This window comes from Microbacterium alkaliflavum (assembly GCF_044325405.1).
GTDB classification, from domain to species: domain Bacteria; phylum Actinomycetota; class Actinomycetes; order Actinomycetales; family Microbacteriaceae; genus Microbacterium; species Microbacterium alkaliflavum.
Map to the genome: position 1 here is coordinate 53,110 of NZ_JBIQWL010000004.1, position 17,002 is coordinate 70,111.

Annotated in this window: 17 protein-coding genes; 9 read left to right on the top strand and 8 right to left on the bottom strand. The window is 70.4% G+C overall.

Annotation, left to right across the window (positions count from 1 at the left end; translation table 11 throughout):
* Positions 1 to 65 precede the first annotated feature (65 nt).
* The 6 genes from ACH3VR_RS12120 (at position 66) to ACH3VR_RS12145 (ending at position 6,643) form a co-directional block, all read left to right on the top strand.
* Positions 66 to 1,145, top strand: coding sequence for a substrate-binding domain-containing protein (locus tag ACH3VR_RS12120; RefSeq protein ID WP_397556566.1), 1,080 nt, complete (start codon positions 66 to 68; stop codon positions 1,143 to 1,145).
* Positions 1,146 to 1,148: 3 nt separating this feature from the next.
* The gene (locus ACH3VR_RS12125; RefSeq protein ID WP_397556567.1) at positions 1,149 to 2,027 is read left to right on the top strand and encodes an ATP-binding cassette domain-containing protein; all 879 of its coding nucleotides are present in this window, start codon (positions 1,149 to 1,151) and stop codon (positions 2,025 to 2,027) included.
* Between the two features lie 56 nt (positions 2,028 to 2,083).
* Entirely contained in the window at positions 2,084 to 3,280 is a 1,197-nt protein-coding gene (locus tag ACH3VR_RS12130) for a sugar ABC transporter permease (protein ID WP_397556976.1), read from the top strand.
* 210 nt (positions 3,281 to 3,490) lie between these two features.
* Positions 3,491 to 4,519, top strand: a complete 1,029-nt coding sequence (locus tag ACH3VR_RS12135; protein WP_397556568.1) for a sugar ABC transporter substrate-binding protein — start codon at positions 3,491 to 3,493, stop codon at positions 4,517 to 4,519.
* Between the two features lie 73 nt (positions 4,520 to 4,592).
* Positions 4,593 to 5,381: an ATP-binding cassette domain-containing protein gene (locus tag ACH3VR_RS12140; RefSeq protein ID WP_397556569.1), complete on the top strand. Its 789-nt coding sequence runs from the start codon at positions 4,593 to 4,595 to the stop codon at positions 5,379 to 5,381.
* Entirely contained in the window at positions 5,378 to 6,643 is a 1,266-nt protein-coding gene (locus tag ACH3VR_RS12145) for a sugar ABC transporter permease (protein WP_397556570.1), read from the top strand. Before ACH3VR_RS12140 ends, ACH3VR_RS12145 begins: the two co-directional genes overlap by 4 nt.
* A 153-nt stretch (positions 6,644 to 6,796) precedes the next feature.
* Here ACH3VR_RS12145 and pntB read toward each other — a convergent pair whose 3' ends face one another.
* Entirely contained in the window at positions 6,797 to 8,239 is a 1,443-nt protein-coding gene (pntB, locus tag ACH3VR_RS12150; protein ID WP_397556571.1) for a Re/Si-specific NAD(P)(+) transhydrogenase subunit beta, read from the bottom strand.
* Positions 8,236 to 9,774 (bottom strand): Re/Si-specific NAD(P)(+) transhydrogenase subunit alpha, encoded by a 1,539-nt coding sequence (locus ACH3VR_RS12155; protein ID WP_397556572.1) that lies wholly within the window; start codon positions 9,772 to 9,774, stop codon positions 8,236 to 8,238. Before ACH3VR_RS12155 ends, pntB begins: the two co-directional genes overlap by 4 nt.
* Before the next feature lie 155 nt (positions 9,775 to 9,929).
* On the opposite strand from ACH3VR_RS12155, the gene pyrE reads away from it, so the two are divergent.
* Positions 9,930 to 10,508: an orotate phosphoribosyltransferase gene (gene pyrE, locus ACH3VR_RS12160; protein ID WP_397556573.1), complete on the top strand. Its 579-nt coding sequence runs from the start codon at positions 9,930 to 9,932 to the stop codon at positions 10,506 to 10,508.
* Between the two features lie 20 nt (positions 10,509 to 10,528).
* Here pyrE and ACH3VR_RS12165 read toward each other — a convergent pair whose 3' ends face one another.
* A complete protein-coding gene (locus ACH3VR_RS12165; RefSeq protein WP_397556574.1) occupies positions 10,529 to 10,711 on the bottom strand; it encodes a hypothetical protein in 183 nt (60 codons plus the stop codon).
* Between the two features lie 94 nt (positions 10,712 to 10,805).
* On the opposite strand from ACH3VR_RS12165, the gene ACH3VR_RS12170 reads away from it, so the two are divergent.
* Positions 10,806 to 11,858, top strand: a complete 1,053-nt coding sequence (locus ACH3VR_RS12170; RefSeq protein WP_397556575.1) for a C1 family peptidase — start codon at positions 10,806 to 10,808, stop codon at positions 11,856 to 11,858.
* Between the two features lie 6 nt (positions 11,859 to 11,864).
* Here the strand turns inward: ACH3VR_RS12170 and ACH3VR_RS12175 are convergent, their stop codons facing one another.
* From ACH3VR_RS12175 to ACH3VR_RS12185, 3 genes are all read right to left on the bottom strand, one after another.
* Positions 11,865 to 12,176, bottom strand: a complete 312-nt coding sequence (locus ACH3VR_RS12175; RefSeq protein WP_397556576.1) for a hypothetical protein — start codon at positions 12,174 to 12,176, stop codon at positions 11,865 to 11,867.
* A gap of 116 nt (positions 12,177 to 12,292) precedes the next feature.
* Positions 12,293 to 12,868: a YdeI/OmpD-associated family protein gene (locus tag ACH3VR_RS12180; protein WP_397556577.1), complete on the bottom strand. Its 576-nt coding sequence runs from the start codon at positions 12,866 to 12,868 to the stop codon at positions 12,293 to 12,295.
* Complete coding sequence (locus ACH3VR_RS12185) at positions 12,868 to 13,677, bottom strand: HAD-IIA family hydrolase (protein WP_397556578.1); 810 nt, start codon at positions 13,675 to 13,677, stop codon at positions 12,868 to 12,870. The genes ACH3VR_RS12180 and ACH3VR_RS12185 overlap by 1 nt, the downstream gene beginning before the upstream one ends.
* A gap of 43 nt (positions 13,678 to 13,720) precedes the next feature.
* On the opposite strand from ACH3VR_RS12185, the gene ACH3VR_RS12190 reads away from it, so the two are divergent.
* Complete coding sequence (locus ACH3VR_RS12190; RefSeq protein WP_397556579.1) at positions 13,721 to 14,674, top strand: SDR family NAD(P)-dependent oxidoreductase; 954 nt, start codon at positions 13,721 to 13,723, stop codon at positions 14,672 to 14,674.
* Between the two features lie 131 nt (positions 14,675 to 14,805).
* On the opposite strand, the gene ACH3VR_RS12195 is transcribed toward ACH3VR_RS12190, so the two are convergent.
* Both ACH3VR_RS12195 and ACH3VR_RS12200 read right to left on the bottom strand, forming a co-directional pair.
* Positions 14,806 to 15,441, bottom strand: a complete 636-nt coding sequence (locus ACH3VR_RS12195) for a metal-dependent transcriptional regulator (RefSeq protein ID WP_397556580.1) — start codon at positions 15,439 to 15,441, stop codon at positions 14,806 to 14,808.
* Between the two features lie 9 nt (positions 15,442 to 15,450).
* Positions 15,451 to 16,785, bottom strand: coding sequence for an Nramp family divalent metal transporter (locus ACH3VR_RS12200; protein WP_397556581.1), 1,335 nt, complete (start codon positions 16,783 to 16,785; stop codon positions 15,451 to 15,453).
* Between the last annotated feature and the right edge of the window lie 217 nt (positions 16,786 to 17,002).

Consider the following 17,002-nt stretch of genomic DNA (forward strand, 5'->3'; position numbering starts at 1 on the left):
CCCTCGACCACGTGACCGTCGACGCCGAAGTCATCCCCGTCTCGGCCTGAGCCGAGGTGCACCCGATGTCGCATTCCCGGCGATGGACCCCCGTCCTGCGCGCGGCCGCGCTCGGCGTCGCGACAGCTCTGTCGGCGGCGCTCCTCGCCGGGTGCACGCCGCCCGCGTCGGTCGGAGGCGAGTCGAACGTCATCGCACTCCTCCTCCCCGACGCCAAGACGGCGCGCTACGAGACGTTCGACCGCCCCTTCTTCGAGGCGCGCGTCGGGGAGCTGGGCGACTACCGGGTGATGTACTCGAACGCGGATCAGGATGCCGCGAAGCAGCAGCAGCAGGCCGAGTCGGCGCTCGCCGCGGGGGCGGGCGTGCTCGTGCTCGACGCCGTCGACACGAACGCCGCCGCGAGCATCGTCGCCGAGGCGAACTCGCAGGGCGTGCCCGTCGTCTCGTACGACCGCCTCATCTCCGGCGGAGACCTCGCGTACTACGTCTCGTTCGACAACGAGAAGGTCGGCGAGCTGCAGGCCACTGCGCTCGCCGACGCGATGGAGGCCGGCGGCACGTCGGAGGGCGGCATCCTCATGGTCAACGGATCGCCGACGGACAGCAACTCCGCCATGTTCCGCAAGGGAGCCGAGCGCGTCATCGACGAGCACGGCCTGCGCGTGCTCGCGTCGTACGACACACCCGACTGGAGTCCCGACAAGGCGCAGGAGTGGGTCGCGGGTCAGATCGCGCAGTTCGGCGACGAGATCGCGGGGGTGTACGCCGCGAACGACGGCACGGCGGGCGGCGCGGTCTCGGCGCTCAAGGCCGCCGCGGTCGAACCGTTCCCGATCGTCACGGGACAGGATGCCGAGCTCACGGCGCTGCAGCGCATCGTCTCGGGCGACCAGTACATGACCGTGTACAAGGCGATCAAGCCGCAGGCCGAGCTCGCCGCCGAGGTCGCGGTTAAGCTGCTGCACGGGCAGGAGATCACCGCGCCGCTCGAGATCGACGGCACTCCGGCGACGCTCCTCGAGCCCGTCGCCGTGACGGTCCACGACATCCTCGACACCGTCGTGGCCGACGGATTCTGGACCGTGGACGACATCTGCACCCCCGATTACGCCGCGGCGTGCCGTGCGGCTGGCATTCTCTAAGCGATGTCGAATCCGGTCAGCTCGCCGCCGCGGCGCCAGCGGATCCTCACGATGAGGGGGATCGGCAAGCACTTCGGCGCGGTCAAGGCGCTCACCGACGTCGAATTCTCGGTGAGCGAGGGCGAGGTCGTCGCACTCGTCGGCGACAACGGGGCAGGCAAGTCGACGCTCGTCAAGATCCTCGCGGGCGTGCACCCGCCCGATGCCGGCTCGATCGAGTTCGACGGAGAGCCCGTCGAGATCGCGAGTCCCGCCGACTCGCAGGAGCTCGGCATCGAGACGATCTTCCAGGACCTCGCACTGTGCGACAACCTCGACGTCGTCGCGAACCTCTGGCTCGGGCGCGAGCTCGTCACGGGCGGCGGCCTCGATGAGGTCGAGATGGAGCAGCGCACCTGGACGCTCCTGCGCGAGCTGTCGGCCAAGATCCCGTCCGTGCGCAGCCCCGTCGCAGCCCTGTCCGGCGGCCAGCGCCAGACCGTCGCGATCGCCCGCTCGCTCATCGGCGACCCGCGGGTCGTGATCCTCGACGAGCCGACCGCGGCGCTCGGTGTCGCGCAGACCGCCGAAGTGCTCAACCTCATCGAGCGCCTGCGCGAACGCGGACACGGCGTCATCCTGATCAGCCACAACATGGCGGACGTGCTCGCGGTCGCCGACCGCGTCGTGGTGCTTCGGCTCGGCCGCAACAACGGCGTCTTCAACGCCGTGGACGTCACGAGCGAGACGCTCGTGGCCGCCATCACGGGTGCCACGACACGCGGCAAGGCGCGGCCGGAGCCCGAGAGGCCGGCCGAGCCCGCGAAGGACGGACGGATCATCCGGATGCCGCAGAGCACCACTCGCCGCCCCTCGAACCGCTCCGAGCGAGGCGAGCGGTGAATGGCGTGCGCGACGACCGGGCCGCCGTGCACGATGACCTGCAAGGCGACGAGCGGATGCTGAGCGCCGGCGCGATCCGCCGTGCGGCGGACGCGTTCGTCGATCGCGTGAAGGGCGGCGACCTCGGATCGCTCCCGGTCATCGTCGGCCTCGTCGTGATCTGGGGCATCTTCCAGATCCTCAACCCCGTGTTCCTGTCGAGCACCAACCTCGTCAACCTCACGATGCAGTGCGCCGCGATCGGCACCCTGGCGCTGGGCATCGTGGTCGTCCTGCTCGTGGGCGAGATCGACCTGTCGGTCGGCTCCGTCTCGGGCCTGGCCGCTGCCATCCTCGCCGTCACGCTCGTGGAGCTGCAGTGGAACGCGGTCTTCGCGATCCTCGCCGCCGTCGCCGCCGGCATGGCCGCGGGCCTGATCTACGGGTTCCTGTACACGCGGTTCGGGCTGCCGAGCTTCGTCATCACGCTCGCGGGGCTGCTGGGCTTCCTCGGGGTGCAGCTGTGGGTGCTGGGCAGCTCGGGATCCATCAACCTGCCGTTCGACTCGTGGCTCGTGCAGTTCGCGCAGAAGATGTTCCTGCCGCCGTGGGCGTCGTACCTCCTCGCGGTGGTCGTCGTCGCCGCGTACGGCGTCTCGCTCGTCCGCCGGGCGCAGCGGCGCGCCGCGGCCAACCTCGTGAGCCAGAGCTACCTCGAGATCGGCATCCGTACGGGCGGCCTGCTCGTGTTCCTCCTCGTCTCGGTCTGGTACCTCAACCTCTCCCGCGGCGTCGGTCTCATGTTCCTGTTCTTCATCGCGCTCGTCGTCGTCATGCACCTCGTGCTCACGCGCACGCGCTGGGGGCGTGCGGTCTACGCCGTCGGCGGGTCGGTCGAGGCGGCGCGGCGCGCCGGGATCCGGGTCGACCGCATCTACTACTCGGTCTTCGCCCTGTGCTCGACGTTCGCCGCCGTCGGCGGGATCCTCGCGGCGGCGCGGCTCGCGGCCGCCAACCAGAGCTCGGGCGGCGGCGACACGAACCTCAACGCCATCGCCGCCGCCGTCATCGGCGGCGCGAGCCTCTTCGGCGGCCGGGGGACGGCCTTCTCGGCGCTGCTGGGCATCATCGTCATCCAGTCGATCTCGTCGGGGCTGACGCTGCTGAATCTCGACTCCTCCGTGCGCTTCATCATCACGGGCGTCGTACTCGTGCTGGCCGTCATCGTCGACTCGATCTCGCGCCGCACGCGCGCCGCGACCGGCCGCGCGTAGGGGTTCCCGGGGACCCGTCTGCCTTCAGGTGGCGAACGCATGGGGGCCGTTGCCAAAGCGTTACGTTCACTACTTGACGCCAAGAAAGCCATCGCTCATGATCGCTTTCAGACGCGAAAGCCCGTGAGGTGCGTCTGCACATTCAACGATGAAAGGCGAATGATGAGGAAGTCATCCGTTATCGCCGCGGTCGCACTGGGGAGTGCGGCGGTGGCCCTTCTGGCCGGCTGTTCCAGCTCGGGCGGAGGCAGCTCGACCGGAACGAGCGGTGGCGAAGCCAGTTCGACGCGTGCGTGCGTCATCCTGCCTGACGCGGCGTCCTCGCCGCGCTGGGAGAACTTCGACCGCAAGTACCTCGAAGAAGGCCTGAAGGCCGCGGGCTTCGAGGCCGACATCCAGAACGCGCAGGGCGACGTCAACAAGTACGCGACGATCGCCGACCAGCAGCTCACCAAGGGCTGCGGTGTCATGCTGCTCGTCGACTACCAGGGTGCCGCCGAGGGCGTCGCGACGAAGGCGAAGAACGAGGGCATCCCCGTCGTCGCCTACGACCGTCCGTTCACGGGCGCCGACTACTACGTGTCGTTCGACAACAACGAGGTCGGCAAGCTCGAGGGCCAGACGGTCCTCGACGGCCTGAAGGCCGCCGGCAAGGACCCGGCGTCCGCGACGGTCGTCTACATGGGCGGCGACCCGACCGACGGCAACGCCAAGATGTTCCACGACGGCGCCGTCGAGGTCATGGAAGCGGCCGGCATCAAGCCGGCGGCAGAGCCCCCGGGGGTTTGGGACCAGGCCAAGTCGCAGACCAACTTCGAGCAGGCGCTCACGTCGCTCGGCGGCAAGGTCGACGGCGTGTGGGTCGCGAACGACACGAACGCAGCCGGTGTCATCAAGGTCCTCCAGGACAACAACCTGAAGGGCGTTGCCGTCTCCGGCCAGGACGCCAACGTCGCGGGCCTGCAGAACATCCTGCTCGGCTGGCAGACCGCCACGGTCTACAAGCCCGTGAAGGACGAGGCCACCGCGGCTGTCGCGACCGCGGTCGCGCTGCTCAAGGGCGAGAAGGTCAACGCGCAGGCGAAGCTCGACGACGGCACGCCGTACGTCCAGGTCACGCCGCAGCTCGTCGGCCCGAAGGAGGTCAAGGAGGTCATCGCCGCCGGTGACGCCTCCTACAGCGACGTCTGCACGGCCGATGTGAAGGCCGCCTGCGACGCGAACGGCGTCACGCAGTAACGTACGCAGAGAGGGGCGTCGCGACCAGGCGTCGCGACGCCCCTTTCACGCACGACAGCGCAAGGAAGCGAGCATGTCAGAACCCATCATCGAACTGCGGGGCGTGAAGAAGTCCTTCGGCCCCGTGAGTGTGCTCAAGGGCGTGGACCTGAAGGTCCGCCCCGGCAAGGTCACGGCCCTCGTCGGCGACAACGGCGCGGGCAAGTCCACCCTCATCAAGGGGCTCGCCGGCGTGCAGCCCTACGACGAGGGAGAAGTCCTCATCGACGGCGAGCATCGCGCGCTGCACACGCCGCGCGAGGCCGCTGCGCTCGGGATCGAGGTCGTGTACCAGGACCTCGCCCTATGCGACAACCTCGACATCGTGCAGAACATGTTCCTCGGCCGCGAGGAGCTCTCGTTCGGCACGTTCGACGAGGGCCGCATGGAGAAGGAGGCGTCCGACACGCTCCGATCGCTCTCGGTCCGCACCGTGAAGTCGGTGCGGCAGAAGGTGTCGAGCCTGTCCGGCGGCCAGCGGCAGACCGTCGCGATCGCGCGCGCCGTGCTGAAGAAGGCCCGCGTCGTGATCCTCGACGAGCCGACCGCCGCGCTCGGCGTCGCCCAGACCGAGCAGGTGCTCCACCTGGTCGAGCGGCTCGCAGAGCAGAACGTCGCGGTCGTGCTGATCAGCCACAACCTGGCCGACGTGTTCGCCGTCGCCGACGACATCGCCGTGCTGTATCTCGGGCAGATGGTCGCGCAGATCGAGACGAAGGACACCAACCGCGACGACGTCGTGGGCTACATCACCGGCACGAAGACCAACGGGGTCGAGCTCATCGGCACGACCAACATCGAGACCAACGGGGGTGCGGCATGACCACGACACGTACGACGGCCGCTCCGGATCCCGTCGCGAGCGACATGATCGGCAGCGGCGTCGAGGGCGGCCTGGGCGACCAGATCCAGGCGTGGTGGCAGCGCGTCCGCTCCGGCGACATGGGCGCCCTGCCCGCCGTCGGGGGCCTCGTCGTCCTGTCGATCCTGTTCGCGTCGCTCAGCCCGTTCTTCCTCACCGAGCGCAACTTCGCGAACCTGCTCAACCAGGCGGCGACCCTCGTCATGCTCGGCATGGCGCTGGTGTTCGTGCTGCTCCTGGGCGAGATCGACCTGTCCGCCGGTGTCACCGGCGGTGTCGCGATGGCGCTGTTCGTCGTGCTCAACGCGAACTTCCACGTGCCGTGGCCGATCGCGCTGATCGCCGGATTCGCGTTCGGCGTCGCGACAGGCGCGATCATCGGCTTCTTCGTCGCGAGGGTCGGCATCCCGTCGTTCGTCGTGACGCTGGGTCTGTTCCTCGGTTACCAGGGCCTCGCGCTGCTCATCATCGGCTCGGGCGGCCTGTTCCGCGTCGAGGTTCCCGAGCTCATCGCGCTGCAGAACGGCAACCTGCCCCCTTGGGCCGGCTGGGCCATGCTCGTGATCATCCTCGCGATCTCGGCGGCGACGTCGTTCTGGGACCGCGCCCGCCGCAACCGCGCGGGCGTCCCGAACCGCACCATCACGCTCGTGTGGATCAAGCTCGCCGTGATCGCCGTCATCGGCGGCATCGCGATCTACATCCTCAACCAGAACCGCGGGCAGGGCCTATTCGCAGTCGAGGGCGTGCCGATGATCGTCCCGATCGTGCTCGTGATCCTGTGGCTGGGCACGTTCCTGCTGGACCGCACGAAGTACGGCCGCTACATCTACGCAATCGGCGGCAACGCCGAAGCCGCCCGCCGGTCGGGCGTCAAGGTGCGCTGGATCAAGTGGTGGGCATTCGTGATCTGTTCCACGCTCGCCGTGTTCTCGGCGCTGCTCAGCGTGTCGCGCGTCGGATCGGTCGACGCGACCGTCGGCCGCGACATCGTGCTCAGCGGCGTCGCCGCGGCCGTCGTCGGCGGTGTCAGCCTCTTCGGCGGCAAGGGCCGGCTGAGCAACGCCGCGATCGGTGCTCTCGTGATCGCGGTCATCACCAACGGCCTGGGCCTGCTGAACCTCGGCGCCGGCATCAACCTCATGGTCACCGGCGCGGTCCTCATCCTCGCCGCGACCGTCGACGCCATCAGCCGCCTCCGCGGCAACGGCGTGCGGACCTGACGCTCCCGGATCGTCAGACCAGAGCCCGCCCGGATCCATCCCCGGGCGGGCTCTGTCCGTCGCGCTTGACCGTGAGCCTCCATGGGACTGCCGAGCACGCGGGTGGCACCCGCGCTCTCGGCAGTCCGGTGGAGGCTCAGCGACAGGGCGTGGTCAGAGCGCGCGGAGGATGTCCTCGACCCGCTCCTTGGCGTCGCCGAAGAGCATCGCGGCGTTGTCGCGGTAGAAGAGCGGGTTCTGCACGCCGGCGTAGCCGGAGGCCATCGATCGCTTGAAGACGACGACGTTGTCGGCATCCCACACGCGCAGCACGGGCATGCCGGCGATGGGGCTTCCGGGGTCTTCGGCCGCGGCGGGGTTGACGGTGTCGTTGGCCCCGATGACGAGCACGACCGACGTGGCGGCGAAGTCGTCGTTGATCTCGTCCATCTCGAGGACGATGTCGTACGGCACCTTCGCTTCGGCCAGGAGCACGTTCATGTGGCCCGGAAGGCGTCCCGCGACGGGATGGATGCCGAACCGCACGTCGACGCCGCGCTCGCGCAGCCGCGAGGCGAGCTCGGCGACGGGGTACTGGGCCTGCGCGACGGCCATCCCGTACCCCGGCGTGATGACGACGCGGGACGAAGTCGTCAGCAGGTCGGCGACGCTCTCGGCGTCGGTCTCGCGGTGCTCGCCCTCCTCCTCGTCGGACGTGCGCGGTGCCTCGATGCCGAAGCCGCCCGCGATGACCGAGATGAACGACCGGTTCATCGCCTTGCACATGATGTAGCTCAGGTAGGCACCCGAGGATCCGACGAGCGCACCCGTGATGATGAGCAGGTCGTTGTTCAGCAGGAAGCCGGCTGCAGCGGCCGCCCAGCCGGAGTAGCTGTTGAGCATCGACACGACGACGGGCATGTCGCCGCCGCCGATCGAGGCGACGAGGTGCCAGCCGAGGGCGAGCGCGAGGATCGTCACGGCGACGAGCAGCCAGATGTTCGGCGTGACGACGTACCAGACCGTCAGGACGACGAACGCGACGAGTGCGCCGACGTTGAGGGCGTTCTTGCCCGGCAGCATGAGCGGCCTCGACGACATCCGCGCCGAGAGCTTGAGGAACGCGACGATCGACCCCGTGAAGGTCACGGCGCCGATGAAGACGCCGATGAAGACCTCGGCGTTGTGGATGCCGACGAGATCGGGCGAGACCTCGGCGGTCGAGGCAGCGCCGTTCCATCCGACCAGCACGGCCGCGAGACCGACGAAGCTGTGGAACAGGGCGATGAGTTCGGGCATCCCGGTCATCTCGACGCGGCGCGCGCGCCACAGGCCGATTCCGCCGCCGACGAGCACCGCGACGACGAGCAGGAGCAGCCCCGTGGTCGCCTGCGGCTGTGCCCACAGATCCTCGATCGTGATCCATGCCGTCGCGAGGAGTGCGATCGTCATGCCCGCGATGCCGTAGACGACGCCGCGGCGTGCGGTGTCGTGCTTGCTGAGCCCCGCCAGGGCGAGGATGAACAGGAGCGCCGCCACGATGTACGCGGCGCTCGCGACGGACTCTGCGACCGACGGCACCGCCGTGTACACGGCCGTCCCCGCGACCGCGGTCACCGGCTGCCCTTCTGGAACATCGCGAGCATTCGCCGCGTGACGGAGAAGCCGCCGAAGATGTTGATGCTCGCCAGCAGCACGGCGATCGCGGCGAGTACCTGCACGACGGGGAACGGCGACGCGAGCTGGAGCATCGCGCCGACGACGATGATGCCGGAGATCGCGTTGGTCACGCTCATGAGCGGCGTGTGCAGGGCGTGGTGCACGTGCCCGATGACGTAGAACCCGACGACGACCGACAGCATGAGCACTGTGAAGTGCTGCGGAAGCGGCGCGGGAGCTGTGGCCGCCACGAGGAAGAAGACGCCGATCCCGAAGGCGACCAGCCCCGTCCGCGCGCGTTGCGAGATCCCCTGCTTCGGAGCGGGTGCGGGGGATGCCGCGGCCTCGGGCTTCGCCGCGGGTGCGACCGACACCGACACCGGCGGTGGCGGCCAGGTCGACTCGCCGTCGCGGACGACGGTGATGGAGCGCTGCACGACGTCGTCGAAGTCGAGGACGATCGTGCCGTCCTTGCCGGGGGTGAGGAGCTTGAGGAGGTTGAGGAGGTTCGTGCCGTACAGCTGCGACGCCTGCGTCGGGAGGCGCCCCGCCAGGTCGGTGTAGCCGAGGATCACGACCCCGTTGGGCGTCACGATGCGCTCGCCCGCGACCGAGCCCTCGACGTTGCCGCCCTGTCCGGCCGCCATGTCGACGATGACGCTGCCCGGCTGCATCGCCGCGACGTCGGCCGCCGTGATGAGGCGCGGCGCCGGCCGGCCGGGGATGAGGGCCGTCGTGATGATGATGTCGACGTCGCGCGCCTGGGCCGAGTACAGCTCGGCGGCGGCCCGGTCGTAGGCCTCGCTCGTCGCCTTCGCATAGCCGTCGGTGGACTGCTCGACGACGGCCTCGACCGGGAGGTACTCGCCGCCGATCGAGCGCACCTGGTCGGCGACCTCGGGGCGCGGGTCGGTGGCCCGCACGATCGCGCCGAGGCTCGACGCCGCGCCGATCGCGGCGAGCCCCGCGACGCCGGCGCCCGCGACGAGCACCTTCGCGGGCGGCACCTTGCCGGCGGCAGTGACCTGCCCGGTGAAGAACCGGCCGAACTCGTGAGCGGCCTCCACGACGGCGCGGTAGCCGGAGATGTTCGCCATCGAGCTGAGCACATCCATCGACTGCGCGCGCGAGATGCGCGGCACCGCGTCCAGGGCGAGCGCCGTGATCCCGCGGGTCGCGAGCGACTCGCGCACGTCGGGGCGCAGCGCGGGGCTGAGCAGGCCGATCAGCGTCGCGCCGTCGGCGAGCCGATCGACCTCCGCCGGTGTCGGCGCATCGACCTTCAGGACGATGTCCGCCTGCCACGCCGTCGCACAGTCCACGACCGCGCCACCGGCATCCCGGTACGCATCGTCAGGGAAGGCGGATGCCTGACCCGCCCCCGCCTCGACGACCACGTCGTACCCCAGGGCGATGAGCTTGCCGACGGTGGACGGGGTCGCCGAGACCCTCGTTTCGCCGGGAAGCTCCGCGACGATGCCGATGCGGCTCATACACACTCCAGTTCGGGTCGGGGCGCAGGGGGCGCGGTTGGCCATCATGCCGGACGGCTCGGGGCCGTCCCTCCTCTTTACGGGACGGCGGACCGAAACAACAGGCCTTCTTGCGAAATCCGGATGTGACCGTGCACCTCCGTAGACTCGTGCCCATGACCGCCGCCTCCACGCCCGAACTCGAAGCCGACCGCCAGCGCCTCATCGACCTCATCAAGGCCGAGGCCGTATTCCACGGCGACTTCACCCTGTCGAGCGGCAAGAAGGCGTCCTACTACGTCGACATGCGCAAGCTCACGCTCGACCACCGCGCCGCACCCGCGATCGGGCGCATCATGCTCGATCTTGTGCGCGATGTCGACGGGATCGTCGCCGTGGGCGGGCTGACGCTCGGGGCAGACCCCATCGCCAACGCGGTCATGCACGAGTCGGCGCGCAGCGACGCCCCGCTCGACGCGTTCGTCGTGCGCAAGGAGCCGAAGGACCATGGCCGCGGACGCCAGGTCGAGGGTGCCGAGGTCTCGGGCAAGCGCGTCGTCGTGGTCGAAGACACCTCGACGACGGGCCAGTCCGCGCTCAAGGCCGTCGCGGCGCTGCGCCGCGAAGGCGCCGAGCCTGTCGCGGTCGCCGTCATCGTCGACCGCAAGACGGGTGCGCAGGCCGCCGTCGAGGCCGAGGGCCTCCAGTGGCTCGCCGCGATCGACCTCGACGACCTGGGGCTCCAGCCCCAGTAGCGCGCGGAGTTCACGAGCGGTCAGGAGCGGAAGAACGTCTGCGAGGCGAGGGCCAGGAGCACTCCGGCGATCGTCAGCACGATGATCGCGACGCGCGTCCCACCGCGGCCGACGCCGTCGACGCCCGCCTTCTTGTTGCGCTGCCACAGGATCGTCGCGGCGACGAGGCATCCGAGGGCGAGGGCGACGACTCCGAGCGACATGATCCGATCGTAGGACCGCGGTATCAGCGGGGCACGGTGGGCACTCCTCGCAGGTGACGCCGACGTGGGTCGGCGCACCTGAAAGGGGTGCGAAATGGCTGAAGATTCGAAGATCGACATCGCGGCGGTGCGCAAGGCCGTGGCCGACCAGGGCCTGCGATGGCGTGTGCTCGCCGAGCCCGTCATCCGTGGTCTCGGTGCCGAGGACGTGCCGGCCGACCAGGTCGCGTTCGCCGAAGCGTACGGCGACGAGCTGATCGCCCGGATCAAGGCCGGTGATCAGGATGTGCTGCTCAACCGGCTCATCCGGCCGGACCTGTTGAAGTTCCACTTCCTGCTCCGGCCGAAGCGGTGGGACTGGCGCGACCGCGGCGCGATCGGCCCGGTCACCGACCAGGGACAGTGCGGATCGTGTGTGTCGTTCGCGACCGCGGGCCTCGTCGGCGCACAGGCGGCGATCGAGCTCGGGGTCTCGCCGGTCGACCTGTCGGAGGCGGACCAGCACTTCGCCTCCGCGCACGGCGCCAACTGCGGCGGGTGGAACAACCAGTCGTCGCTCGACGAGGTGCGCCATCGCGGGATCGCCGTCGAGGGGTCGTTCCCCTACATGACGGCGTTCGACTCGCCGCCGGCGTTCGGCGGCGACAACCTGTGGATCGCGCACGACCGCAGCCAGCCGCTGCGCGCCCTGCGCTCGTACGGCATCACCAACTCGACCGCGCACACCGGCGACGACCGCAAGCTGTACCTGGCGACCGTCGGTCCGCTCATCGCGGGATTCACGGTGTACCAGGACTTCGACGCCTACGGCGGCGGCCAGTACAGCCACGCGTGGGGCAACGTCCGCGGCGGGCACGCCGTGCTCGTGATCGGCTACGACGACGTCGAAGGCAGCTGGATCTGCCGCAACTCGTGGGGCACCACGTGGGGCGGCCCGGCCGATCCCGACGGCACGGGTGCGGGCTTCTTCCGCATCAAGTACGGCGACAGCAACATCGACAACCAGCCGATGTACGGGGCTCGCGGCGTCCGGCCGCCGCTCCTGCGTCCGATCGTGCTCGACCCCGTGCGGCTCGAGCAGCTGCGCCGCATCCCGATTCCCGACCCGGGACCGCTGCGCGTTCCCGAACGCGCCCCGATCCACTGAGGCGGCTCAGCGCACCGCGACCTGAAGCGTGACGGTGCGCAGGACCGAGGCATCCCACGGGCGTATCAGGTGGGCGACCACCTGGTACGCCCCTGCTTCGTCCGCGACGACGAGCGGGAGCGCGTCGATGGGGTCACCCGGCTCGCCCGGTGCGGATGCGTCGGACTCTCCCGCCGGTCGCAGGCCCTCGGGCAGTTCGAGCCGCCACTCGGCTCCCGTCGCGGCGCCCGCCGGCAGTGGCAGCGCGAACGGCGCGCCCACGGTGCCGACGGCATCGGGTTCCGGCTGGGCCGGGGGCTCGGGGGCCCGGTCGTCCATGTCTGCTCAGTCCTTGTCGCGGCGGTTCATGCGGCGGTAGGCGATGATCCACACGATGAGCGTGCCTGTCAGGATGACGATCGTGACGCCGTAGAGCAGCGCCTGGTCGAGGGGCATCAGTTGGGCCTCCGGCCCGCCGCGGCATCGGTCACGAGCTTCGCGACGCGCGCGGCGCGGGTCTCGGGCCGGCGCGCGCTGTCGACTGCCGCGATGCCGAACTTGCGCGACGACGGCGGGAAGCCGTCCCAGTTCGCCCGCGCCGTCGCGTCGGCATCGAGCGCCGACGCGAGGTCGTCGGGCTCGCGCATCGCCTCGGCGTTGTCGAGGATCGTCCAGGAGCCGTTCGCCTTCGCGAGCTCGACCGCTTTGACGCCCGCGTCGGCCATGAGCCCCTGCTCCTCGAGCAGCAGCAGGCGGGCCTTGTTGGTCGCCGCCCACCCGCTCGAAGCGCGCCGCGGCGCGAACCACAGGCCGCCGGTCTGTTCGTCGAACGAGCGCACCGGGCCGTCGATCCACCCGAAGCACAGGGCCTGCAGGATGGCGTCCTCGTAGTCGATCAGCTCGAGGTCGGATCCGGGGCGCGGGCGCACGAGCCACGCGCCCTTGGAGCTGGCGTGGTTCTGCTCGAGCCAGGCGCGCCACGTCGCGGCATCCCGTGCGACGACCCGCTCGCCCTCATCGAGCGCACCCATCAGATGCCCTCGGGCAGCTCGGACTCGGCGGGCTCGACCGCCACGAGGTCGGCGACGGAGTCCAGCATCTCGTCGGGGCGGAACGGGTAGCGCTCGATCTCGGCCGGGTCGCTGATGCCGGTGAGCACGAGCACGGTGTGCAGGCCCGCCTCGATGCCCGCGACGACGTCGGTGTCCATGCGGTCGCCGATCATGCCGGTCGTCTCGGAGTGCGCGCCGATGCGGTTGAGCGCGGAGCGGAACATCATGGGGTTCGGCTTGCCGACGACGTAGGGCTCCTTGCCCGTGGCCTTCGTGATGAGCGCCGCGAACGAGCCCGTCGCCGGCACCACGCCTGTCGGGGTCGGGCCCGTGGCATCCGGATTCGTCACGATGAAGCGCGCGCCCGCATTGATGAAGCGGATCGCCTTCGTGATCGCCTCGAAGGAGTACTGCCGCGTCTCGCCGACGACGACGTAGTCGGGCTGCGACTCGGTCATGATGTAGCCGGCCTCGTGGAGTGCTGTCGTGAGTCCCGCCTCGCCGATGACGAACGCCGTGCCACCGGGCAGCTGCGAGCGCAGGAACTCGGCGGTCGCGAGAGCCGACGTCCAGATGCGGTCCTCGGGGACGTCCAGGCCGGAGCGGCGCAGCCGCGCGCTGAGGTCGCGCGGCGTGAAGATCGGGTTGTTCGTCAGCACCAGGAAGGGGGTGCCGGCGTCGCGCCACTGCGCCAGCAGCTCGGCAGCGCCGGGGATGGGGCGGTTCTCGTGGACGAGCACGCCGTCCATGTCGGTGAGCCAGCATTCGATGTCGGCGCGTGTCCGCATGGGGCCAGCCTATCCGGGCGCCCGGACACGTAATCTCTAAGCCGTGGCCCGACCCGACTGGGATCCCCAGCACCTCCCCGACATGCGCGGACGTACGTATCTCGTGACGGGCTCCAACGCCGGTCTCGGATATTTCGCCGTCGAGCAGCTCGCGGCGACCGGCGCCGAGGTCATCATGACCGCACGTAATCCCAACCGGCTCTCGGCCGCGCGCGCCGCCGTGCTGCGGAAGGTGCCGGATGCCCGGCTGGAGAGCCTCATCATCGATACGAGCAACCTCGGCTCGGTGCGGGCGGCGGCCGCGACCGTGCGCGGTCGCGGACGGCTCGACGGCGTGCTGCTCAACGCGGGCATCGTGCACGCTCCGAAGGAGCGCCAGCAGACGCCGGACGGCAACGAGCTCGTCTTCGCGACCAACGCCCTCGGCCACTACGCGCTGGCGGGGGAGCTGCTGACGTCGCTCGCGGGGTGGTCGGGGCGCATGGTGTGGCTCGGCAGCATGTCGACCGCCATCAGCCCCTACGACCCCGTCGACCCGCAGCTGCGCAAGAACTACACGGCGTGGCGCGCCTACGTGCAGTCGAAGGTCGCGACGAGCGTGCTCGGCTTCGAGGCCGACCGGCGGCTGCGCGCCGCCGGCGTGCACGTGTGGAGCATCGTCGCCCACCCGGGCTATTCGACGAGCGGCCGCACCGCCGACGTCGAGGGCGTCAACGAGCCGACCCGCTCGACGCGCGTCGGAGGCGCCCTCCAGGCGGCGTTCTCGCAGTCGAAGGAGCGCGGTGCGTGGCCGCTCGTGCGCGCCCTCGTCGACCCCACCGTCGTCGGCGGCGACTTCGTCGGACCGCGCTTCGGCGCACGCGGCGAGCCGCGCATCACGACTCCCGCGCGCATCGTGCGCAGCCCCGAGATCGCCGAGCGCATCTGGTCCGCCTGCGAAGACGCGACGCGCCTGCTCTGGCCCTTCGAGAAGGCCGCCAAGGTCAAGCGGCGCTGACCCGCGAGTCCGCGAGCCGATACGTCTCTGACGAGCCGACACGGTTCACACGCCGACTGCCGTATCGGCTCGTGCGCGCCGTATCGGCTCGTGAAGCGCCGAGGGCCCGGGTCAGGCGCTGAGGGGCCGGGTCAGGCGCTGAGCCACACGGCGGTGGCCGCGGCGTCGGGGAGGGCGACCATGGCCTCGCCGATGCGCAGGGTCGCGGCATCCTGAACCGTCGCGATCGTGCCGACGGCGACGCCCGCGCTCTCGATCGACCGCAGCAGCTCGGGATCGCGGTCGCTCACCCGCAGCACGCGGCCGCTGTGCCCGGTCGCCGCCGCCCCGAGGAGCACGAAGGGCTCGCGGTGCACGCGGCCCGCGGCATCCGGGATCGCGTCGCCGTGCGGATCGTGCGTCGGGCGGCCCAGCCGCTCGTCGATGCCCTCGAGCAGGCGGTCGCTGACGGCGTGCTCGAGCACCTCGGCCTCGTCGTGCACCTCGTCCCAGCCGTAGCCGAACTCGCGGACGAGCCACGTCTCGATGAGCCGATGCCGCCGGATGATCGCGGCGGCGCGCAGCTCGCCCTCGTCGGTCAGCCCGATCGGCCCGTACGGCCGGTGCGCCACGAGGCCCTGCGCGGCGAGCTTCTGCACCATCTCGGTGACGCTCGACGGCGCGAGACCCAGCTCGCCGGCCAGCTGCGACGGCGTGATGCGATCGTCCTGCCACTCGGTGTGGTGGTAGATCGTCTTCAGATAGTCGTCGATGGCGGGGGACGGCACGCTGAAAGGCTACCCGCCGGTGAAGACGAGCCAGAGAAGCGTCGCGTTGAGGGCGATGAGGAAGACGGATGCCGCGATCCCCGCGGCCGTCGTCGCAGGGTGGCTGCGGAAGGGGCCGAGCACCTCGCGCTTCGCCGTGAGGGCCACGAGCGGGATGAGCGCGAACGGGATGCCGAACGACAGCACCACCTGGCTCAGCACGAGCGCGAGCGTCGGGTCGAAGCCCGCGGCGAGGATGAGGAGCGCCGGGACGAGCGTGACGAGGCGGCGTGCCAGCAGCGGCACGTCGATGTGCAGGAGGCCGTGCATGATCTCGGCGCCCGCGTAGGCCCCGACCGACGTCGAGGCGAGGCCGCTGGCGAGCAGGCCCACCGCGAAGAGCGTCGCGACGACCGGGCCGAGTCCCGCGTACAGCGCCTCGTAGGCGCCCTCGAGCGATGTCGTGCCGGGCACGCCGGCGAGGTTGGCGGCGGCCAGGAGGAGGATGCAGAGGTTCACGGTGCCCGCGATGATCATGGCGATCGTCACGTCCCACCGCGTCGCGCGCAGCAGCCGGGTCGTCGAGATGCCCCGCAGCTCCGCGAGGTCGGGTCGCTGCGGGGAGGTCGGCTCGCCGGCATCCATCCCCCCGGAGGACGCCGGCGAGCCGGTGGGCGCGAAGCGGTCGCGTGCGAGGGCGCTGTGCGCATAGATCGCGTGCGGCATGATCGTGGCGCCCAGGATCGAGGCGGCGAGCAGCACAGAGCCCGCATCCTCGAAGCGCGGGACGAGGCCCGAGACGACGCCTGCCGGATCGGGCGGCGCGACGATGACCCCGTACGTGAAGCCGACGGCGATGACGACGATGAGCCCGATCACGACGAACTCGAACGTCTTCGGCCCGCGGCGGGCCTGGATGAGCAGCATCCCGATCGAGACGGTGCCCGTGATGACGCCGCCCCACAGCAGGGGGACGCCGAACAGCAGGTTGAGGGCGACGGCGCCGCCGATCACCTCGGCGATGTCGGTGGCCATCGCGACGAGCTCGGCCTGCAGCCAGTAGGCGCGCCGGCCCCACGTGCTGCGGATGCGGCGGCCGAGCGCCTCGGGAAGGCTCATGCCCGTGACGATGCCGAGCTTGGCCGAGAGGTACTGGATGAGCCACGCCATGACGTTGCCGAGCACGACGACCCAGACGAGCAGATAGCCGTAGCGGGCGCCTGCGGTCATGTTGCTCGCGACGTTGCCGGGGTCGAGGTAGGCGACGCCCGCGACGAGGGCAGGGCCTATGAGCCACGCGACGCGCGGCAGTCCGCCGCTGCGAGCGGTCTCGACGGCGGGCAGCTCCGTCGCTGTTTTCGGCATACCGAAAAACTACCCTAGATTTCGGTGGACCGAAAGATCTGGCGCCCGGTCAGTCGAGGTTCAGGCCGTCGGTCGAGGTTCGGGGGGCGAGTCGAGGCGCGCGGCGGCTCGACTCGGACCCGGGGCCTCGAGTCGGACCCGGGGTCTCGACTCGGACCCGGGTCTCGACTCGGGCCCGGGATCTCGACTCGGGCCCGCGGCGGCGACTGGGGCCCGC